This is a genomic window from Pseudomonas sp. PME37.24/025, from assembly GCF_055556615.1.
This window is the reverse complement of the sequence record NZ_JBVHNK010000005.1, coordinates 56,986-81,407: the sequence shown is the minus strand read 5'-3', so window position 1 is coordinate 81,407 and position 24,422 is coordinate 56,986. Positions and strand designations below refer to the sequence as shown.

Here is a 24,422-nt window from a genome sequence, read left to right as displayed (position 1 = left end):
TTTTTGTTTCTGGCGGTTATCAGTCTCTGGCCCAGGTTATGCAGTCGAGGGTTAACATCTGCGGTCAAGTAATAAGGTGGGGCATCCCATGGTGCGTCTTTGTGCAACGCTACTGATTTGTCTGCTGGGCAGCCTGAATTCAGTGCACGCCATGCCTGCGCCGCATCCTCACTGGAGCGTCGGTTTCCATGAGATGACCTTCCTCGATCCGCTGGACTTGCAACCGATGCGCGCCATCGCCTTTTACCCGTCCAGTGAAAAGGAACATTCCAGTACGCTCGAGGGCTACTCGGTCGAAGCCGGTGAAGACACCAAAGTCGCCATCGGGCGTTTCCCGATGCTGATGCTGTCCCATGGCAACACCGGAACCCCGCTGGCCTTGCACGACCTCGCCACCTCATTGGCACGCAAGGGTTTTGTGGTAGTGGCGGTGATCCATCCCGGCGACAACTCCAAAGACCACAGCCGCCTCGGCACCTTGAGCAACCTTTATGGGCGGCCGATCCAGATTTCCGAAGCCATTACCGCGACACTCAGCGACCGGATGCTTGCGCCCTTCGTCAATGCCGAGCAGGTTGGGGTGATTGGCTATTCGGCGGGCGGTGAGACCGCGTTGATCCTGTCCGGTGCCACCCCGGATCTGAATCGTCTGCGCCGTTATTGCCAGGAGCGCCCGGATGATCACGATGCCTGCAACACTCAAGGCGAACTGATCGTCGACCGCGATGACTTGCAGCCAGTGGCAGACCCGCGTGTGCATGCCTTGCTGCTGATGGCGCCGCTGAGCTTGAAGTTCGGCCGTCATACCCTGGCCGACGTGCATGTGCCGGTGCTGCTATACAGCGGTGATGGCGACAAACTGGTGGCGTTCGACAAAAACGCCGCAGCACTTGCGCGTAAACTGCCGACCGCACCGGACTTCAAATTGCTGGCCGGGGCAGGGCACTTCGTGTTCCTGGCGCCGTGCAACGAAGAACAGATCGCCGCCATGCCGGCACTGTGCACCGATGCCGACGGCGTCGACCGCAAGGATATTCACCGCAACATGATTTCCGAAGCCGGACGGTTCTTCTCCCATGCCCTGGGCAAACCCACCCGTGCGGGGATGCAGACCGCGGATCAATAAATCAAAACTGGCCAATGACGTGAAGTCAGGCCATTGCGCGGTGTTTCAGTGATAAGGTCAAACCGAGTCCGGTTATCGACAACAACGCCGCACTAAAGAAAATCCACGAATACCCCAGGTTCAATGCCACCGCGCCCATCAGCGGCCCGGCAATCGCCAGCGCCAGATCGAAAAACACTGCATAGGCACTCAAACCCGCTCCTCGACTGGAGTTGGGCACTTGCTTGATCGCTTCCACCCCCAAAGCCGGATACACCAGCGACAGGCCGAACCCGGTCAGCCCAGCGCCGATCAAGGCATAACCCGTCGAGGGCGCCAGCCACAGCAGGACCAGCCCGACGGTTTCAATGGTCATGCAGGCAATGGCGGAGGTGAAGCCGCCGAAACGGCTGATGCTGGAGATGAACAACAGTCGCGCCAGAATGAAACAGACCCCGAATACCGTCAGGCAATAAGCCGCGCCGGTCCAGCCAAGGCTGACGTAATACAGGGTAATAAAAGTGGTGAGCGTGCCATAACCGATGGACGCCAGGCTCAGGCTCGCGCCGAAGGGCGCAATACGCCCGAACACTGCCCAGAACGGCAAGCGCTCGCCGCGAATCACCGGCACCGAAGGTTTGTTGCGGATCAACAGCAGCGCCATCAAGGCCAGTAACGACAGCGCGATCCCGAGGCTGGCGAACCCCAGCTCAGCGACCATCACCACGCCCAGCGGTGCGCCTATAGCGATGGCGCCATACGAGGCAATCCCGTTCCAGGAGATCGACTGCGCTGCGTGTTCGGCACCGACCTGGCCCAAGCACCAACTGACGGTGCCGACCGCGATCAAACCTTGGGCGATCCCCAGCAACAACCGGCCGGCGATCAGGATGATCAGACTCAGCAAAGGGAAACCTTGCAGCAGGGTCGATATCAGCGTCAGTACGCGGCTCAACACAATCCCCGACAACCCGTAAACAATTGCCTGCTTGGTGCCAACACTGTCCGACAGGCGCCCGGCCATGGGACGGGTGAACAGGGTGGCCAAGTATTGAGATCCGATGGTCAACCCCGCCACGATGGCGCTGAAACCCAACTGTTCATGCACATACCCTGGCAACACGGCAATCGGTAGGCCGATGCAGAGGAAGGCAATAAAGCTATAGAAAACGATGGAAACGATCTGCAGGGTGATCGCCATGGAGCTTTGTGGGGGCAATTGCTGCACAGACATGAGAGCTCGTTCGCGGGTGGCGGCAGGAGAACTGCATCATGGCGTGAGAGGGAAACAAAAGGAAGCAGGCTAACTATGTTAGCCTTTGAATTTTGCAGCGTGATCGAGGGCCTCTTCGAGGGCAAGCCTCGCTCCTACGGTTTTGTGTCGTTCAAGCGTAATGTGAACAACTCGGGACCTGTAGGAGCGAGGCTTGCCCGCGAAGGTATCAGCACCCAATCATCTCTTGGCCCTGAAATGCAAAAAGCCCCGTCACCAGGACAGGGCTTTTCACTTGCAGCTTGTAACCAGAAGCCGTCTTACATCAAAACACCCTGACTACGCAGGTAGTCGTCATAGGTGCCGCTGAAGTCGATCACGCCGTCGGCGCTCAGCTCGATGATGCGGGTGGCCAGGGACGATACGAACTCACGGTCGTGGCTGACGAAAATCAGCGTGCCCGGATAGTTCTCCAGCGCCAGGTTCAGCGCCTCGATGGATTCCATGTCCAAGTGGTTGGTCGGTTCGTCCATGATCAGCACGTTTGGCTTTTGCAGGATCAGCTTGCCGAACAGCATGCGACCTTGCTCACCACCGGAGATGACCTTGACCGACTTGAGGATCTCGTCGTTGGAGAACAGCATGCGACCGAGGGTGCCGCGAACGATTTGCTCGCCGCCCTGGGTCCACTGGCCCATCCAGTCGAACAGGTTGCAGTCGTCTTCGAAGTCGTGAGCGTGGTCCTGGGCGTAGTAGCCCAGTTCTGCAGCGTCGGTCCACTTCACGGTACCGGCATCCGGAGTCAATTCGTTGACCAGGGTGCGCAGCAGGGTGGTTTTACCGATACCGTTCGGGCCGATGATCGCTACGCGCTCGCCGGCTTCAACCTGGAAGCTGAAGTCCTTGAACAGTGTCTTGCCGTCGAAGCCTTTGGCCATGCGCTCGACGATGACCGCCTGACGGTGCAGCTTCTTGGTTTGTTCGAAACGGATGAACGGGCTCACACGGCTCGAAGGCTTGACTTCGGCCAGTTGGATCTTGTCGATCGCCTTGGCGCGGGAGGTCGCTTGCTTGGCTTTCGAAGCGTTGGCCGAGAAGCGGCTGACGAACGATTGCAGTTCCGAGATTTGCGCTTTCTTCTTGGCGTTGTCCGACAGCAGTTGCTCGCGGGACTGGGTCGCCACGGTCATGTACTCGTCGTAGTTGCCCGGGAACAGGCGCAGCTCGCCGTAGTCCAGGTCAGCCATGTGGGTGCACACGCTGTTCAGGAAGTGACGGTCGTGGGAGATGATGATCATCAAGCTGGAGCGCTGGGTCAGAATGTTTTCCAGCCAGCGGATGGTGTTGATGTCCAGGTGGTTGGTCGGTTCGTCGAGCAACAGCACTTCAGGATCGGAGAACAGCGCCTGCGCCAGCAATACGCGCAGTTTCCAGCCCGGAGACACTTCGCTCATCGGGCCGAAGTGCTGCTCGATGCCGATACCCAGGCCCAACAGCAATTCACCGGCACGGGATTCGGCGGTGTAGCCATCCATTTCGGCGAATTCGGTTTCCAGCTCGGCCACGGCCATGCCGTCTTCTTCGGTCATTTCCGGCAGCGAGTAGATGCGGTCGCGCTCGGCCTTGACCTTCCACAGCTCTTCGTGACCCATGATCACGGTGTCGATCACGGTAAACTCTTCGTAGGCGAACTGGTCCTGGCGCAATTTACCCAGACGCACGTTCGGCTCGAGCATGACCTGGCCGCCGGACGGTTCGAGGTCGCTACCGAGGATTTTCATGAAAGTCGACTTGCCGCAACCGTTAGCGCCGATCAGGCCGTAGCGGTTACCGGCGCCGAATTTGACCGAAACGTTTTCGAATAGCGGCTTGGCGCCGAACTGCATCGTGATGTTAGCTGTGGAGATCAATTACTTTACCTATCAATGGGTTGCGAGCTGCGCATTTGGCGCTTGGGCCATTCCTGGGACATTCTGGAGTTTCTCTCCATCTCTTCCCAGTCACCGCTAGTGTTCAACCAGCGCGCATAAGTCGAGTGCAGCATCTGGACACTGTGTCCAAGCTGTTGGGCAATAAAGGCGGGATTCATGCCAGACATTGCGCATATTGTCGCATAAGTGTGACGGCAGTTGTACGGTGGGCGATAACGTGTCGCCAGCTTCTTCAGGGTTCGGTCCCGGTTTGTGCAGAATCGGGGTCTGTCTGATGGGATGGCTCATCCAGGGGGCGGGCAAACGTAGGGGCGCTCCTTTTGTTCGCACCTCAATGTTATTTTTGTTCGGTGTTGTGTTCGGGACACTTGGCGTGGCTCTGGGTAAAGTCAGCACTGCTTGCCCGGCCTGGTGTGTTTCAGATGGATTGCTGAATGGCCAGCACCTTGGTCAGGGTGGGCACCTATTCAGATTCGTCTCTCCTTACCTCTCGTGACAGCAGAAGGTGGGGAGGGGTCTATTCTTCTTCGTCAGGGCTCGGGGTTTCCGGGCGCGCTGGCGCTTCGTTGTCATCACCGCAGATCATCTGATCGGTAGCGACTCGCAAATATTCTCTCTGGTTTCTCACCCAAGACGCGCTCCTCGCTCGCCATTCCCCCGGCAGGCTGTGAGTGGATTAATGGTTTACGCTGGAAAGCAGGCAACGTGAGAATGCAAACGGTCTCTCATCATGGGTGGGATCAAAATGAAACTGATTTTGGTGATGCTTATTGTTGGTCTATTGGCCTGGAAGCTTTCCCCTGAACTACAGTCCTGGGCTGCGGCTCAACTATCGAATCCCAAAGAAATCTCTAAAGAGGTCTCTATCGTCGTGACTGCGCCGAAGCCTGTTTCAGCGCCATTCAAATGTGATGGACGCAAATATTGTTCGCAGATGACCTCATGCGCAGAGGCCAAGAACTTTCTGCAAAATTGCCCAGGAATGAAGATGGACGGCGACAACGACGCAATCCCCTGTGAGTCGCAGTGGTGCCAATGACTATCTGCTGCTCAGCGACAGGCTTAGTGGTTTAATGAGAGAAATTCCTAAAGGAGAGAGTGCTATGGATAAGGCGTTTCGAAACCCGATTTTTCTGACTGGGCTGCCAATGGCTATTTGCGGTCTCGCTATCACTGCGCCTGGTCTATGGATTCCCGGCCTGGGTTTAATGGTGGTCGGCTGGGCAAAGGGGAATAAACGAGCTTGACGGTATCAATGCATGCGGGCGTTGTTGGAGGGGAAGAGGGTTGCTGTCAAAACTACTGACCGGCTGATGAATTAGTATTCCTTCCTCCCAACCAAGGGAAAGTGACTATGAAGTTGTCGCTATCTGCCCGCTGTAAACGACTCGCGGGCAGCAATTGAAAGCCTGGCTTTGCCGCACATTGAACAGCGTGCGACAAGTCGGTGCCTGAACAGGCCGAGACTCACAAGTAGCCAGTGGCTTGTCCGAGGTGGTTGTCCTGCCCTCCGGTGATGAGGTGCAGTGGCATGTGCGGTTGTTCATCAAGGGATGGGATTTCGAAGCTTCCCATTATTTGAACGTGTCGCTCATGCAGTCCGGTCGACTCTTCTTCTTTTGCCTTAGCCATTCTCGCGTGGTTCGCTGCGATTTCATTGAGAGTTGACACGTTACATCTCCCGGTGACTGACCAAGCGTATCGCTGGAGTCCTTAAGCGTTAATTTAATTGCCGCCGCGTCAGAATTACGTCGTTCTGGGGCTGCTGCATCCAGCTCTGCAAAGCCTGAGCCAGTTGCCGTCATATATTGGGCGCTATATTTACATGCGCGACGAATGGTGGTATGGCATGAGGCTACTATCGAGAGAGCGGTTCGCGAACCGTACTCTAATAACGTAGACACATTTTCACAGTTGAAGGTTAACTATTAGTTACAGAGTTTGGCTAAAATGCCATTTTTCGGCCCTGTGCCGACCGTCGGCATGGCTCAAGAACGCGCCATCGGGACGCAATTTGTTCATTTCTGACGTGTGACGATTTTCGTGAAACTTATCATTGCCGCTATTTATGTCATCTCCATCGCGTATGTTCACTTGCGCGGAAAGGTGCGCCACAAATTAGGTCGTCAACTGAGTGACCACTCGACGTTTCTGGCACCGATCAATTGCTTCCTTTATCTGTTCTCGAAAACGCCCAGTAAGCCTTATCTCAATCCGGCAGATTTTCCTGACTTGAGCCCTTTGCAGGCTCATTGGGAAGAGATTCGCGTCGAAGGCCAGAATCTGCTCAAGGCCGGGGAGATCAAGCGTTCGAATCAATACGACGACGTTGGTTTCAATTCGTTTTTCAAAAGTGGCTGGAAGCGTTTCTACCTTAAGTGGTACGGCGACAGTCACCCGTCTGCCGCAAAACTCTGCCCGCGCACGACTGAATTGGTGCAAAGCATCGGCTCGATCAAGGCCGCGATGTTCGCCGAACTGCCGCCGGGTTCGAAACTGGTCCGTCACCGCGATCCGTATGCCGGTTCATACCGTTATCATTTGGGGCTGGAAACGCCGAACGATGCCGGTTGCTACATCAACGTCGACGGTGAGAGCTACCATTGGCGCGACGGCGAGGCGGTGATGTTCGATGAGACCTTCATTCACTACGCCGAAAACACCACCGCGCAGAATCGCATCATCCTGTTCTGTGACGTTGAACGGCCAATGAAGTATCGCTGGGCGACTGCGTTCAACCGCTGGTTCAGCCGTACAGTGATGGCGGCGGCGGGTGCGCCGAACGATGCCGGCGACAAGGTCGGTGGCATCAACCGCTTGTTCGCCAGAATCTACAAGATTCGCCTGCGCGGCAAAGCGCTCAAGAAACGTAACCGCACTCGCTACTACCTGGAGAAGTGGGCGATTTTTGGTGGGTTGCTGGCGATTTTTGTTTTGATCTGAGTTTTGCGTTGTGGCGCATGACGCCATCGCGGGCAAGCCCGCTCCCACAGTATCCGCGTCGAATACAAATTCTGCGAACGCCGCCGAACCTGTGGGAGCGGGCTTGCCCGCGAAGAGGCCGGTATTTTCACCGCATGATTTATGAATGCTACTGTGACCGGTCAGCCACGAGAATGCTTCGTGGCTTTTTTGTCTGTAGTCGTTTTGGCTTTTGCTGTCGTTTTACCGCCCCCCTTGCCACCAAGACTGCGTTTGAGCAGTTCGGTCAGATCGATAACATCGGCGGTTTTACGTACCTCTTCACCCGTCACTGTTTCGACATCTTCGATCTTGCCTTCATTCGCCTTCTTCTCGACCAGCGCCATGATCTTGTCTTCGAAGCTGTCGCGGTACTCCTCGGGCGTCCAGTCGGCACTCATGTCCTCCACCAGCCGTTTGGCCATCTCCAGCTCGCCTTTGGCCAGATCCGGTTTGGTTACTTCACTGCCCAACTCCAATTGATCAAGGCTGCGCACTTCGGCGGGCCAGCGCAGCATCACCAGCACCATGGCTGATTCCAGCGGCATGAGGGCCGCCAAGTGCTGGCGCGAATGCAACACCACTCGGGCAAGGGCGACCTTGTCGGTTTTGCTGAGGGTTTCGCGCAACAGCGCATAGACCTTGCCGCCGCGTTTGTCCGGCGCCAGGTAGTAGGGCGTGTCGATGTTTTGCAGGGGGATCTGCTCGCTGCCGACAAAGGCAAAAATGTCGATGGTTTGGGTCGACAGTGGATGAGCCGAGCGAATCTCCTCCTCGCTGAGCACCACGTAACGTCCCTTTTCGTACTCGATCCCTTTAACGATGTGCTCTTGGGTGACTTCCTTGCCGGTGACCTTGTTGATGCGCTTGTAGCCGACCGGGTCCATGCTGCGGCTGTCGAGCCAGTTGAAATCGATCCCGCGCGAAGACGTCGCCGAAACCAGCGCCACGGGGATGTGCACCAGACCGAAACTGATTGCGCCTTTCCAGATTGCCCGTGCCATCGTCGTGATCTCGTCGGTTGATGTTCTGGTGACCTGTGGCCAAGGGCAAAAGTTTCAGTCGGCGGCGGCCCGGTCCTGCGGGCGGATCGGCGGTGCGGTTAACTCGTGTTACATCTTGTGGAGGAGGTTTTAGTTAACAAATTCGAACCCTGGGCGTAGCGTGGCTTTATTCATCCATGAAGCGTGGCACGCTCATTTAGAGAGGTCCTCATGAACCGATGTGTGCTCGGCGTCATCGCGATGGCATTGAGTGGCGTGCTAAGCCCATTGGCTCTGGCAGACGCCACATCGCCGTCCTCGCCCTCGCTGCTGGCGCAGAACCTGCCGGGCAGCAGCAACAACAATCCCTACAACAACCCGATTCGCCGGGCCAATCCCAATAGCATGCAAGGCACCCAGCCAAGCATCCCGGTGATTCGCGGGCCAGGCACGGTGCCTGTGCCACGACCGCCAACGCTGGATAACGGCGGTATCGGCAACCGCTATCCGCAAGATCGACCGGCTCCCACCAGCCAGCCGAAATTCATTCCCAATCCACCACCTCGGGACTCGGACCGCAACTACCGTTGAACGGCAGGACAGAGGTCTTGCCAGCCATTTTGACGACAAAAGGAATCGTGCATGTTGCGTAAAACCCTCTTGGCCACTTTCTGTGCCAGCGCGTTGTTTACAGTCACTGCTCCCGTTTTCGCGGCGCCGACACAGGATATAAAAAGCGAGCAGGACACCCTTGAGCTCACGCCAATCGTTAAAGGCCTGGAACATCCCTGGGCGCTGGCGTTTCTGCCCGATCGCCAAGGGATGCTGGTGACCGAGCGGCCCGGCAACCTGAGGCTGGTCAGCGCCGACGGCAAACTCTCGGGCCCGCTCAGCGGCGTACCTCAGGTCTGGGCCAAGGGGCAGGGCGGATTGCTCGATGTGGTGTTGTCGCCCGACTTCAAGCAAGACCGTATGGTCTATCTGTCTTATGCCGAAGGAGGCGGTGAGGGTGGCAAGGCCGGCACCGCGGTCGGTCGCGGACGGTTGTCCGAGGACCTGGCAGCCATCAAGGATTTCAGGGTGATCTTCCGTCAGGAGCCCAAGCTCTCGGTCGGCAATCACTTCGGCTCGCGACTGGTGTTCGACCGCGACGGTTATCTGTTCATCACCCTGGGCGAGAATAACGACCGGTCCACGGCGCAGGATCTCGACAAGCTGCAAGGCAAGATCGTGCGGATCTATCCAGACGGCAAGGTGCCGAAGGACAACCCTTTTGTCGGGCAAAAAGGCGTTCGCCCGGAAATCTGGTCCTACGGCCATCGCAATCCGCAAGGCGCGGCACTCAACCCCTGGAGTGGCACGCTCTGGGAAAACGAGCACGGCCCCCGGGGGGGCGACGAGATCAACATCATCGAACGTGGCAAGAACTACGGCTGGCCGCTGGCAACCCATGGCATCAACTATTCCGGCCTGCCGATCCCGGAAGCCAAGGGCGAAACCGCCGAAGGCACCGTGGGCCCGCACCATGTCTGGGAAAAATCCCCGGGCCTCAGCGGCATGGCCTTCTACGATGGCGATCGCTTCAAGGCCTGGCAGCACAACGTATTTATCGGGGCGCTGGTGAGTCAGGAGCTGATTCGCCTGCAGTTCGAAGGCGACAAAGTCGTTCACGAAGAGCGGCTGCTTGGTGAGCTCAACAAACGGATTCGCGATGTACGGCAGGGGCCGGATGGTTATCTGTATTTGCTGACAGATGAGGACGATGGTGTGTTGTACAAGGTTGGGTTGAAGTAAACGGGCTTGCCCAAACCTTGTAACAACTGACAGATCGCCATCGCGAGCAGGCTCGCTCCCACATTTTGGTCGCGGCTGCCCCTGACTTTCGGGGCCGGCGCAACCTTCCCTGTGGGAGCGAGCCTGCTCGCGATGGCAATCACCTTAACTCCACAAATCCCGGATCAGACCTCTTGAGTCGCGCTCACGGCGTTTTTCCGCCCCTGAAGACCCCGCACCACCAGATACAACAACGGCCCGACAGACACAAAAATCGCCGTCACCAACAGATAGGGAACCACCGACAACCCCGACTGCCCACGCTTGCGCGCATCCTTGTACATCCAGATACCGGCAAGCGTCGCCAACAGGTACAAATCGATCACCACCTGCGCGGTATCTGGCCGCGACATCAGGCTGATGCCGAAGTCGAGCAACGACTGCTCGGCCTGCAGCATCACCGAAACGGTGTAGCCGGCGAAAGCGAACAAGGCAATGAGGGGCAGGGCGACAGACTTCATGGTTTCCTTCCTTGGGACAATGAGCAGAATCGCCAGCCTACAGCGGCCCTTGAAAATTGGCCATTGACTTGCCATCAGCGTCCGGCTAATTTCCAGCCATGACTTCCACCGTATTGCGCTGCCAGCCAAGCATTATTACCGCCATTCCTTATTTGGCGGGCTAGCTCACGACTGCAGCACCCAACCCGCCCTAGAGGCGGGTTTTTACTTTCTGTCTCTGGGCTTCGATCAAAGTCAGGAGACGACCATGAGCAGCACCCCCGCCCAGCAGAGCTTGCTTGAGCACTACGTAAAAAAGATCCTCGCCGCGCCGGTTTACGAACTCGCCGTGCGCACGCCGTTGCAAGCGGCACCCGCCTTATCCGAGGCGTTGGGCAATCAGATCCTGCTCAAGCGCGAAGACTTGCAACCGACTTTTTCCTTCAAGATCCGCGGCGCCTACAACAAACTGGTGCACCTGAGCGATGAACAGAAAGCCCGTGGCGTGATCACGGCCTCGGCGGGCAATCATGCCCAAGGTGTAGCGTTGGCGGCCCGCGAATTGGGGATTGCCGCCACCATTGTCATGCCCTGCACGACACCGGAATTGAAGGTGCATGGGGTTCGCAGCCGAGGAGCGGATGCGGTGCTGCATGGCGAGAGTTTTCCGTTTGCCCTGGAGTACGCGCTGAGCCTGGCACGGCAAACCGGTCGCACCTTTGTCTCGCCTTTCGACGATCCTGACGTGATCGCCGGGCAGGGCACCGTCGCCATGGAAATCCTGCGCCAACACCAAGGGCCGCTGGACGCGATCTTCGTTCCGGTGGGTGGAGGTGGCTTGATCGCCGGGATTGCCGCGTACGTCAAATACCTACGTCCGGAAGTCCGCATCATCGGTGTTGAGTCGGAACATTCCGCCTGCTTGCAGGCTGCATTACAGGCCGGCGAACGGGTTGTGCTGCCAACTGTCGGTACCTTCGCCGATGGCGTGGCCGTCGCTGAGATCGGCGCCCATGGTTTTGAGGTCTGCCGGTTTTGCGTCGATGAGGTAATGACCGTCAGCAACGACGAGCTCTGCGCCGCCATCAAGAACATCTACGACGATACCCGCTCGATCACCGAACCTTCCGGCGCCCTGGCCGTGGCCGGGATCAAGCAGCACGTGGCGCAAACCGGTGCACGGGGGCAGACCTTGGTGGCCATTGATTCCGGAGCGAACATCAATTTCGACAGTTTGCGGCATGTGGCCGAGCGCGCCGCATTGAGCAGCGTGTCGGCGTGAGGAGGCGCAGACGTCAGGCTCAGGCCAGCAGCGGACGCAAAAAGGTCCGCTCGTAGCTCACAATGAACTTCTTCTCGACTAACGAAGCCACCAGTTCCGTGCTTTCTGGGTCGGTCATCGCAATATGTCGGTAGCTTTCGTAGTCCGCCAGTGACGGGAAACTGAACAGGCAGTAGGCGATATTGCTCGCGCCCTCGGAAGGCAGGAAGTACCCGTGGTGAGTACCGCCCAAACGTTCGACGATGCCGAGCCAGGCTTTGGCGTAGGCTTCGAATTCGGTCAGTTGATAGGGGTCGATCACATATTTGACGTGACAGGTAATCAAGATGGGCACTCCTGTGGCGTGATGGAGCGGTTATTCCTGAACGGCTTTTTCGACATGGCTCGACGCCGACCAGATCCGGTAGCGCACTTCGACGTCTTTGGGCACGTAGAGCACGATCGGCAGCTTGCTGTTGTAACGCAGCTTGAAGCCGTCACCGACCACCGGCACGAAGTCCTTTTTGCTCTTGCCATCCGGGCAGGCCATCAGCGTGCTCATTGGGCCGATGACTTTTTCCAGCCGGTAAAACGGGTAGCCCCAGCCCTCGAGATTCTTTTCCTCAAGCCTGCCACCCAGGCGCTGACGGTTGCAGTCGACGGTCAGGGTCTTGCCGGCCAGAATCTCGATTTGATAACCGTCTTCCTGTTGTTGCGGGGCAAGGTGAATGACCTGGCGGGTAAAACCGCTCTCGGGCTTGGGATACGGCGCGACGTCTTCGAGGGTTGCGGCGTGGGCTACGGACGACAAAACGGCAATTATCAGCCCGACGGTCGTGTTAAGCGGCAAAGCACCCATGATGCCTCCTTGCGTGTATGCGGGGTCAGCGGATACTGAATGGATGGGCCGCATTCTCACTGCCGTCCTCACCCAATGCAAATCCGCCATCGGGGTGTTTGCAAAATACAGGTCTCGAAACAGGCCTTTCTTGCATTTTGCATGACATGATGTGTTGCCAACTCTCCTGAATCCTTGATTTGCCGACGAGGTGCAGAGCGAAATTCTGGGCATGTTTTATGCTGTAGCTGTCTTGAGCTGGCCACGATTCCTGCTGAGTCAGCGCTGAAACAAGAAAGCGATCGGACACCGGAACAATGAGGCCCTCCACGGAAGAAAAAGCAACGGGGCGATTTGAGCTCCGACCGACATTGATTTTTGATTGGCAATCTCACAAACCGAGAGGGTGGCCATGTTTCTTTCTGCCTTGGAACTACGCAATATCGTTGAAAGCAGTTTTCTCCCGAAACGCTGCCAATGCACGCTGTCGCCGGACCTGTCGATGACCGTCAAGGTGTATTCGGATGTCGAGACAGATCATCTCGACCTATGCGTCACCGGCATAGATGCTCAACGCCTCAATGGCTGCCGGGAGATCAACAATCTGATCGCCGAGTTACGCACCGACCTTGAGCACAACAGGCATAGCCAGCTGTTGCACCCGACGTCAAAAGCCCATTAACCGGCCGTTTCACCGAGTTCGAGCGACACACGCCGGGTCTGGATAAACCCCAGGCCCAGTGCTAACTCCACCACAATCGCCAGCAAAATACCCGGCCCGGCATGACCATTGAGCCATTCGCCGAAGCCCAGCGCCGCCAAACCGAAACACCCCACCATAAAGCCGCTGCACATCGCGCTTCGCGCCGCCGAGGGCGGTGCCTGCCGCACGAGATAAAACATCACCCCCAACGCGCCGAACAGCACCGCACTGCGCCTGGCGACAAAACCCGCCGCGGACGAATACTCGATGCTCCAGATCGCCAGCAACGATTGCGGCACCAAACCCCAGACCAGCGCCAGCAGAAAACAAAGCGCGGCGGTGAACGTCGACAGCGTGCGAAACGAGAACTGCATGGCGAATCCTTTCGGCAGTGAGGAAGACGCCAGAGCATAGCGTCAGAATCCTCACAGGCCTACCGCCAAATACCGAATCAGAATCTTCTGTCAGTTCTGATAACTGCACGCGTCAGAAAGTTTTCGGTACGTAATTTCCGCGGGCTTGCCCGACTTGTCGATGTACTTCATGTCGGCCGTCACCACTAGGCATTCCAGCGTCTGCGGCTCAGTCAGGGAAACGACTTTGCCCACATGAAGCGGCATGCCGTAGTGATAGGGCACGGCCTGGGACGACGACGTCTCGTTGGCCTGAGCAAGACCTGCGAACGCGGTGCAGGCGAGGGCGGTGGTCATCAGTAGTGTTCGCATGTTCATGGTGGGTCTCCAGTGCAGAGGGAAGTCAGTTCGACTGAAGAACGTCGAACCTGCCGCACCGGGCGTCGGAGGGAGTTGAGGGAGTGCGGTCCAGTAAAGTTTTGGACCGTGGGGTTAAGCGATGGTTAACCGGGTTGCATGCCGCCTGTCGTGGGGCGCGGGTCGCCGGGGCGAATTCGTTTGGCTTTCCGATCGACGAAGTTGAGCACTTGCAGGCTTTCCCCTATAGCCGAGATTTTGCGCAATGAATACAGGCATGGTTAGAGGCGATTGGCCGCTACGGCAGATAAAAAAGAAAGCCCCACAGGTGGGGCCTTCCTTATTACTCAGCCAGGAAATTCAAAGCGATTGCAAGGAAATGGTCGCACTCTGAGAGTCTTGCGGGCTGTCAGCGTCCATCCACACCCACTGCGTACCGTCGCCTTGCAGATTATTGGTGATGCTCTGAATCTGCGAGTAAACGATTTTGACGTTCCCAGCCGCACTGGCAGTAGGCCCAATGTTGGTGACCTGATTGGCAAGGAGGCCGTTTGAAGTCTCATTGACGACAAATACGGTCGCTTGCGCCTCACGGAACTGGCAGGAGAGGAACTGTGTAATGGTGCTGGTGATCGTCAGGTTCATCCATTTCGAGGGGGGTACCGCATAGTAACGGGTGTACTTGTTGAACGGATGCTGCTCACCATCGGCCTGCAGCGGATAATTACTGAGCCCCGACGTATTAGTCGGCATGCCGACACTTCCCAGCCAGATTTCGACCTGTGACTTACCGGCATTGCTGGGCAGTGAAACCGAAACGGTTTGAGTATCGGTGCCCGAGACAAACCCCAATGATGCCAGGCCTGCATTGGCCGTGGTGCCAGGCACCGTGATCGGTACGGGCGGCTGGCTATTGCTCCAGTTAACGGAGACCGTGGAATTGTTGTCATTTTGAGCAGAGTTGTAGATAAAAATCCCATAAAGCTGGCCGGGGCTAAGCGCGGTACAGGTGGCTGTATCACCTGCGGTGAGCGTAATACGTTGTCCGCCGTTCCAGTTAATTTGGGCAGCTGAGATAGCGACACTTTCCATGTTGGAGTTCCTTTTCCTGTTGTGTGGGTATAAGGATTGACGCACAGCAATATCCTTACCTGCGCTGTGCGTGGAAAAGATATTAGTTGAAGGTCTGTAGCGGTCAAGTAACGGGCTGACTGTTTTAAATTAAATAAATATCAACTTCAGCGGTGGCTGGATTCTGTTGACATAAATATACAGTGGTTGTCTGTTTTATTTATTCGATTCAATAGGATAGAGGCGTTGTATGCGAGTAGATACAGTGCTGTCCGACAGATATAGAGGTAAAAAACTTACAAGATAAATATGTCGTTGGTGTCGTCAATTTTGTGTGGCTATTTTGTTTTGAACTAACTGCGAGCGTAAATTGCTATAACTATTCTTGTTTGGGTGAATGGTGTAAGTCTGTCAATAGCCGCTTGTCTTTTGATAGGGCTATTACAACTTTAAATCGCAATAAAAATATATCAAAAAAATATAAAAGGCTTGTTCAGGTCCATCGGCAGGCTCTGAAATCAGGACCTGCGATGGGAGCAGATAGGGTGTGTCGATATCAGCCCAACTGCCGTCGATAGGGCAAATCCGGCCCGGTCTTGCTGCAAGTCAACGCCGCAGCGCTCACTGCAAACCTGAGCATCGCGTCAATTTGCTCGCGGCTCAGCTGTTGCAAACCTTCAACCGAATCCAGCTGCTGCTCGGTCAACCAGGTAATCAGCGCCGCTTGAAACGTATCGCCAGCCCCCACGGTGTCGGCAATTTTTACCGAACAGGCCGGCACCGACCACGAACCGTGGGCGCGGCTGAACACCATTGCGCCTTCGCCGCCACGGGTCAGGAACACCAACTGACAGCGATGCTCCAGCCAGCCCTCGATCACGCGTTGAGGATCCTGCTCGGGATACAACAGGCTCAGGTCTTCGTCGCTGACCTTGATCAGATCCGCCAGCTCCACCAGAGTGGCAATCCGCGAACGCCACAACTCGATGTTCGGCTCGGGATTCAGGCGTACGTTCGGGTCGAGGCTGATCAGGCGTTTGCCGCTTTCCCGTTGCACCAATGCCAATAACGTATCGGCAATCGGTTGCACCACCAGCGAGAACGAGCCGACATGCAAGCCGCGCACTTCAGGCCCCAACTCTGGCAGATGCGCCAGGCTCAACTGCCGATCAGCGCAGCCTTCGCCACGAAAGCTGTAATGGGGCGAGCCATTGGCACCGACGGCGACCATTGCCAGGGTGGTCGGCGCGGCAAAGTCCACGAGGTAGTTCGGGCGCACACCTTCATCCTGCAGCACCTGCTGCAAACGTCGGCCGAGGTAATCGGTCGACAGCCCGCCAAACAGCGCGGCGTCCACGCCCAAACGGCGCAAACCTACGGCCACGTTGAACGGCGAGCCGCCGGCAATTGCCTTGAAATTCACTTTGGATGCCAGACCGCTGGCATCGTCTTCGCTGAAGAAATCGAACAGCGCTTCGCCACACACCAGATACATAATTGTTCACTCTTTAAAGGGTTGCGACATGCTGTTGATAGCGTTCGTAGGCCTGCTGACAGGCCGCCACATTTTCTGTAATCGGTAAGGTTTCTCTGGCCAGATCGAGCTTTACGCAGCGCTCGCACAAATCCGCCAGGCTGTCTTCGTGACCGTTTGCCCAGGACTTGCACCACGCCGCCTGAATCGCTGCGCCCAGGGCCGCGGCCTCGCTTTGTTCGGTACAAATCACTGGTGTATTCATGATGTCGGCGACGATCTGTTGCCACACCGGGCTCTTTGAGCCGCCACCGATCAGGCAGATGCTGCGGCTTTGTAAGCCATTCTGGCGCAGCAGGTCTAGCCCGTAACGCAAACCGAAGGTAGTGCCTTCCACCACGGCGCGGCACAGGTTGGCCCGGGTCAGGTTGGTCATGGTCAGCCCCAGCAGGCTGCCGTTGGCATGGGGCAGGGCGGGGACGCGTTCGCCATTGAGGAAGGGCAGCATGCACACGCCTTCGGCACCGATCGGCGCTTGCGCGACCAAGGCGTTGAACGACTCGATATCCAATTCGAACAACTCGCGAATCGCGCCGGTCGCGTTGGTCAGGTTCATCGTGCAGATCAATGGCAGCCAGCCGCCGCTGGAGGAGCAGAACGTCGCGACTGAGGCATCCGGGCTGACGTTCGCTTGCTCGGCATAGGCGTAGACCGTCCCCGAGGAGCCGAGGCTCATGGTGATCGCGCCGGGCTTTATATTGCCGGTGCCGATGGCGCCCATCATGTTGTCGCCGCCACCGCTGGAGACCAGCGCCTTGGGGTTGATGCCGAGGTGCTCGGCCATACTCGGAAGGATCGTGCCGACCGGTTGGTGGGCATCGATCAACTCCGGGAGCGCGGCTTGCAGGCGCCCGGTGGGGTCGATGTCGCGCAGCAGTTGCAAGTCCCACTGGCGGGTGCGCACGTTGAAATAGCCGGTCCCCGAGGCATCGCCATACTCGCTGCAACTGCGGCCGGTGAGCCAGTAGTTGAGGTAGTCATGGGGCAGCAGGATGCGGGCGATCCGGGCGAACACTTCCGGGTGCTGTTCTTTGGTCCAGAGCAGTTTCGACACGGTGTAGCCCGGAGCGATGACTACGCCGAGGCGTTCCAGTGAGCCTTTTTCGCCGCCCAGATGGGCGAGCAGGCGGTCGTTCTCCGGCGTGGACTCGGTGTCGCACCAGAGCTTGGCCGGGCGCAGCACTTGGCCGCGATCGTCGAGCAGCACCAGGCCATGCTGCTGGCCGGAAACGCCGATGCCGAGGATTGCCTGACCGTCTATATTCGCTGCGAGCAGCGCGCGGCGGGTGGCCAGGGTAAAGGCTTCCAGCCATTGGGCGGTGTCTTGCTCGCGCCGACCATTGGCGCCGCTGATCAGGCTGTGGGCAGCGGCGCCCTGACCGAGGACCTGGCCGCTGTGCGTGTCGAGGACAACGGCTTTGGTGCCTTGGGTGCCGCAGTCGATGCCGAGGAAAAGTTGTTGGTTTGCCATGGAAGATCCTTGGATCGTCAGGTCGATATCAATGCCCATTCAACATTTATGTTGTTTGTCAGTCAGCCATCGCGGGCAAGCCCGCTCCCACAGTAGTCTGGGATGGAACACAGATCTGTGAGCAACCTCGATCCCTGTGGGAGCGGGCTTGCCCGCGATGGCGGCAGCAATTTCACTGCAGTGCTTACGCCAGCACCCGCTCCAGCGTCCGCGTCACCCCAACATCGCGCAAGCTGTTACAGCACCACTCGAACGCTGCCACGAACTCTGGTGAACGCGGAATCGCCGTCCCGAAAATCTCCTCAACTTCCAGCAACCGCTGAGTGATCAACACATCATCGGCCACCAGCGCCTGACAGAACGCCGCCCGTGGATCCGCAATTGCATAGGTCTGGCCATTCTCATCCACGCCTTTGAGGTACAGCGCCCACGCCGCCACCACCAGCGCCGCACGCTTGGTCTCCTGCCCATCGGCAATCAAGCGGTTGATGGTCGGCACGGTGAATTTCGGAAACTTCGACGAGCCATCCGAACACACCCGCTCCAACTGATCGGCAATCGCCTGATTGGAGAAACGCGCCACCAGGGTGTTTTTGTACTCGGTCAAATCGATCCCCGGCACCGGCGCCAGTTGCGGCGTCACGTCCAGGTCCATGTAGGCGCGCATGTAGCGCACGAACAGCGGGTCGTTCATGGTTTCGTGAACGAAGCGGTAACCCTTCAAGAAGCCCAGATAGGTCAGGGCCAAATGGCTGCCGTTGAGCAGTTTGATCTTCATCTCTTCGTAAGGCGTGACGTCGTCGGTGAACTGCACGCCGACCTTTTCCCAGGCCGGGCGACCGTTGACGAATTTGTCTTCCAGCACCCATTGCACAAACGGTTCGCAGACCACCGGCCAAGCGTCATCGACCGCATGTTTGTCGGCCAGTTGCAGACGATGCTCGGTGCTGGTCATCGGCGTGATGCGGTCGACCATGGCGTTGGGAAAGCTGACGTGGTGCTCAATCCAGTCGTGCAGATCGGCATCGCGCAGGGCGGCGAATGCCAGCAGTGCTTTACGGGTCACGGCGCCGTTGTGCGGCAGGTTATCGCAGGACATCAGCGTGAACGCGGGCGTACCGGCTGCACGCCGTTTGGCCAGTGCGGCGCAGAGGAAACCGAACACGGTTTTCGGTGCGTTCGGGTGAGCCAGATCATGCTGGATTTGTGGCAGGTACGCCATGAACTCGCCGTTGCTGTCGTCGATGCAATAGCCGCCTTCGGTGATGGTCAGCGAGACGATGCGGATGTCTGGATCGGCGAGTTTGTCGATCAGCGCCTCAGCGCTGTCTTCGGCCAGCAGCATGTCACGGATGGCCCCGATGACCCGCACTTCGGCGTCATCGGTGTCGCCGAGTTCGAACAGGGTAAACAGATAATCCTGTTCTTTGAGATCGTCCCGGGCGCGGCGGTCCTCGGCGCGCAGGCCGACCCCGCAAATGGCCCAGTCCAGTGCTTCGCCGGTATTCATCAAGGCATCGGTGTAGTACGCCTGATGCGCGCGGTGGAAACCGCCGACGCCAATGTGCGCGATGCCTTGGCGGGTGTCGTTCAGGCTGTAGGCGGGCAGGGCCACCTCGGGGGCGAGGCGGTTGAGGTTCTGTCTATTCAGTTTCATCGCATGCTCTCGGATCAGGCTGCGGCGCGCAGTGGACGGGTCAGCGCCACGCCGTCGGCATTGAATAAATGGCAGTGTTCGGCATCCAGATGCAGGCTCAGGGTTTCACCATAACGGCTGGCCAGATCGCCGCGAACGCGCATGGTCAGCGCTTCGCCGGAAGACGTCAGGACGTGGCAGAAAGTGTCGCTGCCCAAACGTTCGCTGACGTCGGCAGTGACTTGCAGGGTGCAGTCGCCGGGTTGCGCCAGTTCAAGATGTTCCGGGCGAATCCCTAAGGTCACGGCACCGCCGACACTCAGGTTCGCGCCACTGAGCGGCAGAGTAATGCGGGTGCCGGCGTCCAGCAGCACTTCGCAGCTTTGGCCGTTAACGCGAGTGACCTTGCCCTTGAGGAAGCCCATTTTCGGCGTGCCGAGGAAGCCTGCGACAAACAGATTGGCCGGCTGGTGATACAGGTCCAGTGGCGAACCGACTTGCTCGATCTTGCCGCCATTGAGGACGACGACTTTGTCGGCCATGGTCATGGCTTCGACCTGGTCGTGGGTCACGTAGATCATCGTGGCTTGCAGTTCTTTGTGCAGGCGCAACAGTTCCAGGCGCATCTGCACCCGCAGGGCGGCGTCGAGGTTGGACAGCGGCTCGTCGAACAGGAAGATTTTCGGGTTGCGCACGATTGCCCGGCCGATGGCCACGCGTTGACGCTGACCACCGGACAGTTGCTTCGGCTTGCGCTCCAGCATCGGCCCGAGTTCAAGGATGCGCGCCGCTTCGCCGACCTTCTTCTCGACTTCGGCTTTTGCTACACCGGCCAGGTCCAGGGCAAACGACATGTTTTTGCGCACGCTCATGTGCGGGTACAGGGCGTAAGTCTGGAACACCATCGCCAGGTCGCGCTTGGCCGGGCTGACTTCGGTGATGTCGCGGCCATCCAGTTCGATGGTACCGCCGCTGACTTCTTCCAGGCCGGCGATCAGCCGCAGCAGGGTGGATTTGCCGCAGCCCGACGGGCCGACGAACACCACGAATTCTTTGTCATTCACTTCGAGGTCGATGCCTTTGATGATGGAAAAACCTTCGAAGCCTTTTTGCAGATTTTTGATTTTCAGGTTGGCCATGGGGGCCTCCGCTTGAGTTAATTCAATTGCGCCTGGTGAGCTTTTTGTGGGAGCGGGCTTGCCCGCGATGGCGATTTAGCAGCCGACATCCAGGTTGAATTTGCCGACGTCATCGCGGGCGAGCCCGCTCCCACAGGGTTTTGTGTCAGATCAGGGATCCGGGGACATTCATTTCACGGCACCAAACGACAGGCCGCGGACCAATTGTTTCTGGCTGATCCAGCCGAAGATCAGGATCGGTGCACAGGCCAGGGTCGACACTGCCGACAACTTGGCCCAGAACAGACCTTCAGGGCTCGAGTACGAGGCGATCAACGCGGTCAGTGGCGCGGCCTGCGACGAGGTCAGGTTCAGCGACCAGAACGCCTCGTTCCAGCACAGGATCAGCGACAGTAAAACCGTGGAAGCCAGGCCGCCCTTGGCGATGGGCAGCAGCACCCGGACCATTTCCTGCCACAACGTGGCGCCGTCCAGGCGTGCGGCTTCGAGGATGTCTTTGGGGATGTCTTTGAAGTAGGTGTAAATCATCCAGACCACGATCGGCAGGTTGATCAGCGTGTAGATCACGATCAGCGCGATTCGGGTGTCCAGCAGGCCGAAACTCTTGGCCAGCAGGTAGATCGGCATCAGCACGCCCACCGGCGGCAGCATCTTGGTCGAGAGCATCCACAGCAGCGTGCCTTTGGTGCGCTGGGTTTCGTAGAAGGCCATGGAGTAGGCCGCCGGAACTGCGATCAGCAGGCACAGGGCCGTGGCGCTGAAGGAAATTACCACTGAGTTCCAGGCAAAGCTGAAGTAGTCGCTGCGCTCGTTGATGTGCAGGTAGTTCGCAAGCGTCGGCGTGAAGATGAATTGCGGCGGCGTGGCGAACGCGTCGATTTCGGTTTTGAAACTGGTCAGCACCATCCAGAAGATCGGGAAGAAAATCAGGATCGCGATGGCCCAGGCCAGAGTGCCGAGCAGCAGGCTTTGCAGGCGGCGGGATTGTTGAAGAGTCATGGCGCAGGCCTCAGGCTTTGTCTGTCAGGTTTTTGCCGATCATTCGCACCAGCACGATGGCCGCGACGTTGGCAATCAACACCGCGATCAAACCACCGGCGGACGCCATGCCGACGTCGAACTGCACCAGCGCCTGGTTGTAGATCAGGTAGGCGAGGTTGGTCGAGGCGTAGCCGGGGCCACCGTTGGTGGTGGTGAAGATTTCGGCGAACACCGACAGCAGGAAGATGGTTTCAATCATCACCACCACCGCGATTGGTCGGGCCAGGTGCGGCAGGGTCAGGTGCCAGAAAATCGCGACGGGACCGGCACCGTCCAGGCGCGCGGCTTCTTTCTGTTCCTGATCGAGGGACTGCATGGCAGTCATCAGGATCAGGATCGCGAAGGGCAGCCACTGCCACGAGACAATGATGATGATCGACAGCAGCGGGTAGTGCGCCAGCCAGTCCACCGGCTGCGCGCCGAACAGCTTCCAGAGGTAGGCGAGAATCCCCGAGACCGGATGGAAAATCAGGTTTTTCCAGATCAGCGCACCGACGGTGGGCATGATGAAGAACGGCGAGATCAACATCACCCGCACGATACCGCGACCGAGAAACTCACTGGCCTCCAGCAACGCGCTGATCAACACGCCGAACACCACGCTGATCAGCAACACGCTGCCCACCAGCAACAGGGTGTTGGTGGCGCCGGGCAGGAAGCCCGAGTCGCTCAGAAAGTAGCTGAAGTTCTCCAGCCCCACGAACTGGTTTTCACCGGGGTAGAGCAGGTTGTAGCGAATCACTGAAAAGTAAACGGTCATGCCCAGCGGCACGATCATCCACAGCAGCAACAACGCCACCGAGGGGCTGACCAGAAACCAGCCGGGGTTGCTCAACCGGCTTTTACGCACCGGTTGGGGGATGTCCATGTGAGCTTTGACAGTTGAAATATTCATGGCGATAGAACCGATTGGGAACAGGCAAATGAAGATCAAATGTGGGAGCAAGCTTATGTGGCGAGGGAGCTTGCTCCCGCTGGGTCGCGAAGCGGCCCCAAAAGCTTTGCGACTGCTGCGCAGTCGAGCGGGAGCAAGCTCCCTCGCCACACAAGCCTCGCTCCTACAGGGGCCGGGGTTATTTGGGATAACCGGCGCGCTTCATCTCACGTTCGGTGGTTGACTGGGCAGCGGTCAGGGCCTGGTCGACCGTGGTCTGGCCGATCAGCGCTGCCGAAAACAGCTTGCCGACCTGGGTGCCCACGGCCTGGAATTCAGGAATGGTCACCAACTGGATGCCGATGTAGGGCACGGGCTTGACGGACGGTTTACTCGGGTCCGCCGCTTTCAGCGATTCCAGCGTCACCTTGGCGAACGGCGCAGCATTCATGTACTCCTCGGTGTAGGTCGAGGCGCGAGTGCCTGGCGGCACGTTGGCGATGCCGTCTTTTTCCGCGACCAGCGCACCGTATTCCTTGGAGGTGGCCCAGGCGCTGAACGTTTTCGCCGCGTCCTTGGCCTTGGAACTGGTCGGGATTGCCAGTGCCCAGGAATACAACCAGGCCGAACCTTTGTCGGTGGTTTCATGCGGTGCGTAGGTGAAGCCGACGTGATCACTGACCTTGCTTTGGGTCTTGTCGGTGACGAACGAGCCGGCGACGCTGGCATCGACCCAGATCGCACACTTGCCGCTGTTGAACAGCGCCAGGTTTTCGTTGAAACCGTTGCTCGACGCGCCCGGAGGGCCGGACTTCTTCATGGTGTCGACGTAGAAGTTCAGCGCATTCTTCCACTCGGCCCCGGTGAATTCTGGCTGCCATTTCTCATCGAACCAGCGTGCGCCGTAAGCATTGGCGACGGTGGTGATCAGGGCCATGTTCTCGCCCCAGCCAGCCTTGCCACGCAGGCAGATACCGTACTGTTCTTTATCTTTGTTGGTGAGTTTGCCGGCAAATTCGCTGATCTGAGTCCAGGTCGGGCGTTCGGGCATGGTCAGCCCGGCGTCCTTGAACAGATCGGTTCGGTAATAGGTGATGGAGCTTTCCGCGTAGAACGGCAGGGCATAGAGCGTGCCCTTGACCGAAAGGCCTTCACGCACTGAAGGGAACACGTCGTCGAGGGCATAGCTGGCCGGCAAGTCCTTCATCGGTTCCAGCCAACCCTTGGCGCCCCAGAGTGCGGCTTCGTACATGCCGATGGTCAACACATCGAACTGCCCGCCCTGGGTGGCGATGTCGGTAGTCAGGCGTTGGCGCAGGACGTTTTCTTCGAGCACCACCCAATTGAGCTTGATGTCCGGATGCTCGGCCTCGAAGGTTTTCGAGAGTTTTTGCATGCGGATCATGTCGCTGTTGTTGACGGTGGCAATGGTCAGGGTCTGGGCGCCGAGGCTGACGCTACTGAGGGTCATGCAGGTGAGAGCAAGCAGAGCTTTTACCGAAGGTTGCATCGTGCACTCCTTTTCTGCACCCGGCGGGTTACAGAAGGACAGTTATTGTTTTTGTGTCTTCCGAGGCAGGAAGAATGTGCACTGATTACAGCCTTCAATGGATGGGCTGACAAATCATCCATTGCACTGTGACCGATACTTTTTTGCACTGGGGTTCAATGCGGGAAA

24 protein-coding genes and 1 pseudogene are annotated in these 24,422 nt (G+C 58.0%); 8 read left to right on the top strand and 17 right to left on the bottom strand.

What is annotated here, in order from left to right; genetic code table 11:
- The first annotated feature begins 88 nt into the window (after nucleotides 1-88).
- A complete protein-coding gene (locus ACZ3HH_RS10830) occupies nucleotides 89-1,126 on the top strand; it encodes an alpha/beta hydrolase family protein (protein WP_465804456.1) in 1,038 nt (345 codons plus the stop codon).
- Between the two features lie 25 nt (nucleotides 1,127-1,151).
- Here ACZ3HH_RS10830 and ACZ3HH_RS10825 read toward each other — a convergent pair whose 3' ends face one another.
- Nucleotides 1,152-2,339 (bottom strand): MFS transporter, encoded by a 1,188-nt coding sequence (locus ACZ3HH_RS10825; protein ID WP_465804454.1) that lies wholly within the window; start codon nucleotides 2,337-2,339, stop codon nucleotides 1,152-1,154.
- A 75-nt stretch (nucleotides 2,340-2,414) separates the two neighbouring features.
- Between ACZ3HH_RS10825 and ACZ3HH_RS10820 the strand changes: the two genes are divergently transcribed.
- Complete coding sequence (locus ACZ3HH_RS10820; RefSeq protein WP_465804452.1) at nucleotides 2,415-2,657, top strand: hypothetical protein; 243 nt, start codon at nucleotides 2,415-2,417, stop codon at nucleotides 2,655-2,657.
- Here ACZ3HH_RS10820 and ACZ3HH_RS10815 read toward each other — a convergent pair.
- Nucleotides 2,639-4,228 carry an ABC-F family ATPase gene (locus ACZ3HH_RS10815; RefSeq protein ID WP_081501323.1) on the bottom strand — a complete coding sequence of 530 codons (1,590 nt, stop codon included), beginning with the start codon at nucleotides 4,226-4,228 and terminating at the stop codon, nucleotides 2,639-2,641. The genes ACZ3HH_RS10820 and ACZ3HH_RS10815 overlap by 19 nt on opposite strands.
- A 766-nt stretch (nucleotides 4,229-4,994) precedes the next feature.
- On the opposite strand from ACZ3HH_RS10815, the gene ACZ3HH_RS10810 reads away from it, so the two are divergent.
- On the top strand, nucleotides 4,995-5,288 hold the full coding sequence (locus ACZ3HH_RS10810) for an excalibur calcium-binding domain-containing protein (protein WP_465804450.1): 294 nt from the start codon (nucleotides 4,995-4,997) through the stop codon (nucleotides 5,286-5,288).
- Nucleotides 5,289-5,716: 428 nt separating this feature from the next.
- Here ACZ3HH_RS10810 and ACZ3HH_RS10805 read toward each other — a convergent pair whose 3' ends face one another.
- Nucleotides 5,717-5,920, bottom strand: a complete 204-nt coding sequence (locus tag ACZ3HH_RS10805) for a hypothetical protein (protein WP_465804448.1) — start codon at nucleotides 5,918-5,920, stop codon at nucleotides 5,717-5,719.
- 372 nt (nucleotides 5,921-6,292) lie between these two features.
- Here ACZ3HH_RS10805 and lpxO point away from each other — a divergent pair, with 372 nt between their 5' ends.
- On the top strand, nucleotides 6,293-7,192 hold the full coding sequence (lpxO, locus tag ACZ3HH_RS10800; RefSeq protein ID WP_465804446.1) for a lipid A hydroxylase LpxO: 900 nt from the start codon (nucleotides 6,293-6,295) through the stop codon (nucleotides 7,190-7,192).
- 161 nt (nucleotides 7,193-7,353) lie between these two features.
- On the opposite strand, the gene ku is transcribed toward lpxO, so the two are convergent.
- Nucleotides 7,354-8,214: a non-homologous end joining protein Ku gene (gene ku / locus ACZ3HH_RS10795; RefSeq protein WP_465804445.1), complete on the bottom strand. Its 861-nt coding sequence runs from the start codon at nucleotides 8,212-8,214 to the stop codon at nucleotides 7,354-7,356.
- 210 nt (nucleotides 8,215-8,424) lie between these two features.
- On the opposite strand from ku, the gene ACZ3HH_RS10790 reads away from it, so the two are divergent.
- Both ACZ3HH_RS10790 and ACZ3HH_RS10785 read left to right on the top strand, forming a co-directional pair.
- A complete protein-coding gene (locus tag ACZ3HH_RS10790) occupies nucleotides 8,425-8,784 on the top strand; it encodes a hypothetical protein (RefSeq protein ID WP_465804443.1) in 360 nt (119 codons plus the stop codon).
- 51 nt (nucleotides 8,785-8,835) lie between these two features.
- Nucleotides 8,836-9,987: a PQQ-dependent sugar dehydrogenase gene (locus ACZ3HH_RS10785; protein WP_465804441.1), complete on the top strand. Its 1,152-nt coding sequence runs from the start codon at nucleotides 8,836-8,838 to the stop codon at nucleotides 9,985-9,987.
- 164 nt (nucleotides 9,988-10,151) lie between these two features.
- Here the strand turns inward: ACZ3HH_RS10785 and ACZ3HH_RS10780 are convergent, their stop codons facing one another.
- The gene (locus ACZ3HH_RS10780) at nucleotides 10,152-10,487 is read right to left on the bottom strand and encodes a DUF2834 domain-containing protein (RefSeq protein ID WP_465804440.1); all 336 of its coding nucleotides are present in this window, start codon (nucleotides 10,485-10,487) and stop codon (nucleotides 10,152-10,154) included.
- A gap of 247 nt (nucleotides 10,488-10,734) precedes the next feature.
- Here ACZ3HH_RS10780 and ilvA point away from each other — a divergent pair.
- A pseudogene (ilvA, locus tag ACZ3HH_RS10775) lies at nucleotides 10,735-11,730 on the top strand (threonine ammonia-lyase, biosynthetic); the annotation flags it as partial.
- 37 nt (nucleotides 11,731-11,767) lie between these two features.
- On the opposite strand, the gene ACZ3HH_RS10770 reads toward ilvA, so the two are convergent.
- The gene (locus tag ACZ3HH_RS10770; protein ID WP_367371632.1) at nucleotides 11,768-12,073 is read right to left on the bottom strand and encodes an NIPSNAP family protein; all 306 of its coding nucleotides are present in this window, start codon (nucleotides 12,071-12,073) and stop codon (nucleotides 11,768-11,770) included.
- 30 nt (nucleotides 12,074-12,103) lie between these two features.
- Nucleotides 12,104-12,586: a serine protease inhibitor ecotin gene (eco, locus tag ACZ3HH_RS10765; protein ID WP_465804438.1), complete on the bottom strand. Its 483-nt coding sequence runs from the start codon at nucleotides 12,584-12,586 to the stop codon at nucleotides 12,104-12,106.
- A gap of 391 nt (nucleotides 12,587-12,977) precedes the next feature.
- Here eco and ACZ3HH_RS10760 point away from each other — a divergent pair, with 391 nt between their 5' ends.
- On the top strand, nucleotides 12,978-13,247 hold the full coding sequence (locus ACZ3HH_RS10760) for a DUF1652 domain-containing protein (RefSeq protein WP_048393539.1): 270 nt from the start codon (nucleotides 12,978-12,980) through the stop codon (nucleotides 13,245-13,247).
- On the opposite strand, the gene ACZ3HH_RS10755 is transcribed toward ACZ3HH_RS10760, so the two are convergent.
- From ACZ3HH_RS10755 to ACZ3HH_RS10710, 10 genes are all read right to left on the bottom strand, one after another.
- Nucleotides 13,244-13,642 carry a hypothetical protein gene (locus ACZ3HH_RS10755; protein WP_465804436.1) on the bottom strand — a complete coding sequence of 133 codons (399 nt, stop codon included), beginning with the start codon at nucleotides 13,640-13,642 and terminating at the stop codon, nucleotides 13,244-13,246. The genes ACZ3HH_RS10760 and ACZ3HH_RS10755 overlap by 4 nt on opposite strands.
- Nucleotides 13,643-13,732: 90 nt before the next feature.
- Nucleotides 13,733-13,999, bottom strand: coding sequence for a DUF2790 domain-containing protein (locus ACZ3HH_RS10750; protein WP_465804434.1), 267 nt, complete (start codon nucleotides 13,997-13,999; stop codon nucleotides 13,733-13,735).
- A 339-nt stretch (nucleotides 14,000-14,338) separates the two neighbouring features.
- Nucleotides 14,339-15,070, bottom strand: a complete 732-nt coding sequence (locus ACZ3HH_RS10745; protein WP_465804433.1) for a hypothetical protein — start codon at nucleotides 15,068-15,070, stop codon at nucleotides 14,339-14,341.
- Nucleotides 15,071-15,605: 535 nt separating this feature from the next.
- Nucleotides 15,606-16,544, bottom strand: a complete 939-nt coding sequence (locus ACZ3HH_RS10740; protein WP_465804432.1) for a carbohydrate kinase family protein — start codon at nucleotides 16,542-16,544, stop codon at nucleotides 15,606-15,608.
- Nucleotides 16,545-16,557: 13 nt separating this feature from the next.
- The gene (xylB, locus tag ACZ3HH_RS10735) at nucleotides 16,558-18,054 is read right to left on the bottom strand and encodes a xylulokinase (protein WP_465804430.1); all 1,497 of its coding nucleotides are present in this window, start codon (nucleotides 18,052-18,054) and stop codon (nucleotides 16,558-16,560) included.
- Nucleotides 18,055-18,238: 184 nt separating this feature from the next.
- Complete coding sequence (locus ACZ3HH_RS10730) at nucleotides 18,239-19,711, bottom strand: mannitol dehydrogenase family protein (protein WP_465804429.1); 1,473 nt, start codon at nucleotides 19,709-19,711, stop codon at nucleotides 18,239-18,241.
- Between the two features lie 14 nt (nucleotides 19,712-19,725).
- Nucleotides 19,726-20,829, bottom strand: coding sequence for an ABC transporter ATP-binding protein (locus ACZ3HH_RS10725; RefSeq protein ID WP_465804427.1), 1,104 nt, complete (start codon nucleotides 20,827-20,829; stop codon nucleotides 19,726-19,728).
- 168 nt (nucleotides 20,830-20,997) lie between these two features.
- The gene (locus ACZ3HH_RS10720; protein ID WP_465804425.1) at nucleotides 20,998-21,828 is read right to left on the bottom strand and encodes a carbohydrate ABC transporter permease; all 831 of its coding nucleotides are present in this window, start codon (nucleotides 21,826-21,828) and stop codon (nucleotides 20,998-21,000) included.
- 10 nt (nucleotides 21,829-21,838) lie between these two features.
- Nucleotides 21,839-22,738: a carbohydrate ABC transporter permease gene (locus tag ACZ3HH_RS10715; RefSeq protein WP_465804823.1), complete on the bottom strand. Its 900-nt coding sequence runs from the start codon at nucleotides 22,736-22,738 to the stop codon at nucleotides 21,839-21,841.
- Nucleotides 22,739-22,943: 205 nt separating this feature from the next.
- The gene (locus tag ACZ3HH_RS10710) at nucleotides 22,944-24,254 is read right to left on the bottom strand and encodes an ABC transporter substrate-binding protein (RefSeq protein ID WP_465804424.1); all 1,311 of its coding nucleotides are present in this window, start codon (nucleotides 24,252-24,254) and stop codon (nucleotides 22,944-22,946) included.
- Between the last annotated feature and the right edge of the window lie 168 nt (nucleotides 24,255-24,422).

Bases quoted from the DNA above. Each gene is read 5' to 3' on its own strand.
- ACZ3HH_RS10830 (WP_465804456.1), top strand. From the start codon at position 89: ATGGTGCGTCTTTGTGCAACGCTACTGATTTGTCTGCTGGGCAGCCTG.
- ACZ3HH_RS10825 (WP_465804454.1), bottom strand. From the start codon at position 2,339: ATGTCTGTGCAGCAATTGCCCCCACAAAGCTCCATGGCGATCACCCTG.
- ACZ3HH_RS10820 (WP_465804452.1), top strand. From the start codon at position 2,415: ATGTTAGCCTTTGAATTTTGCAGCGTGATCGAGGGCCTCTTCGAGGGC.
- ACZ3HH_RS10810 (WP_465804450.1), top strand. From the start codon at position 4,995: ATGAAACTGATTTTGGTGATGCTTATTGTTGGTCTATTGGCCTGGAAG.
- ku (WP_465804445.1), bottom strand. From the start codon at position 8,214: ATGGCACGGGCAATCTGGAAAGGCGCAATCAGTTTCGGTCTGGTGCAC.
- ACZ3HH_RS10790 (WP_465804443.1), top strand. From the start codon at position 8,425: ATGAACCGATGTGTGCTCGGCGTCATCGCGATGGCATTGAGTGGCGTG.
- ACZ3HH_RS10785 (WP_465804441.1), top strand. From the start codon at position 8,836: ATGTTGCGTAAAACCCTCTTGGCCACTTTCTGTGCCAGCGCGTTGTTT.
- ACZ3HH_RS10780 (WP_465804440.1), bottom strand. From the start codon at position 10,487: ATGAAGTCTGTCGCCCTGCCCCTCATTGCCTTGTTCGCTTTCGCCGGC.
- eco (WP_465804438.1), bottom strand. From the start codon at position 12,586: ATGGGTGCTTTGCCGCTTAACACGACCGTCGGGCTGATAATTGCCGTT.
- ACZ3HH_RS10760 (WP_048393539.1), top strand. From the start codon at position 12,978: ATGTTTCTTTCTGCCTTGGAACTACGCAATATCGTTGAAAGCAGTTTT.
- ACZ3HH_RS10755 (WP_465804436.1), bottom strand. From the start codon at position 13,642: ATGCAGTTCTCGTTTCGCACGCTGTCGACGTTCACCGCCGCGCTTTGT.
- ACZ3HH_RS10750 (WP_465804434.1), bottom strand. From the start codon at position 13,999: ATGAACATGCGAACACTACTGATGACCACCGCCCTCGCCTGCACCGCG.
- ACZ3HH_RS10745 (WP_465804433.1), bottom strand. From the start codon at position 15,070: ATGGAAAGTGTCGCTATCTCAGCTGCCCAAATTAACTGGAACGGCGGA.
- ACZ3HH_RS10740 (WP_465804432.1), bottom strand. From the start codon at position 16,544: ATGTATCTGGTGTGTGGCGAAGCGCTGTTCGATTTCTTCAGCGAAGAC.
- xylB (WP_465804430.1), bottom strand. From the start codon at position 18,054: ATGGCAAACCAACAACTTTTCCTCGGCATCGACTGCGGCACCCAAGGC.
- ACZ3HH_RS10730 (WP_465804429.1), bottom strand. From the start codon at position 19,711: ATGAAACTGAATAGACAGAACCTCAACCGCCTCGCCCCCGAGGTGGCC.
- ACZ3HH_RS10725 (WP_465804427.1), bottom strand. From the start codon at position 20,829: ATGGCCAACCTGAAAATCAAAAATCTGCAAAAAGGCTTCGAAGGTTTT.
- ACZ3HH_RS10720 (WP_465804425.1), bottom strand. From the start codon at position 21,828: ATGACTCTTCAACAATCCCGCCGCCTGCAAAGCCTGCTGCTCGGCACT.
- ACZ3HH_RS10715 (WP_465804823.1), bottom strand. From the start codon at position 22,738: ATGGACATCCCCCAACCGGTGCGTAAAAGCCGGTTGAGCAACCCCGGC.
- ACZ3HH_RS10710 (WP_465804424.1), bottom strand. From the start codon at position 24,254: ATGCAACCTTCGGTAAAAGCTCTGCTTGCTCTCACCTGCATGACCCTC.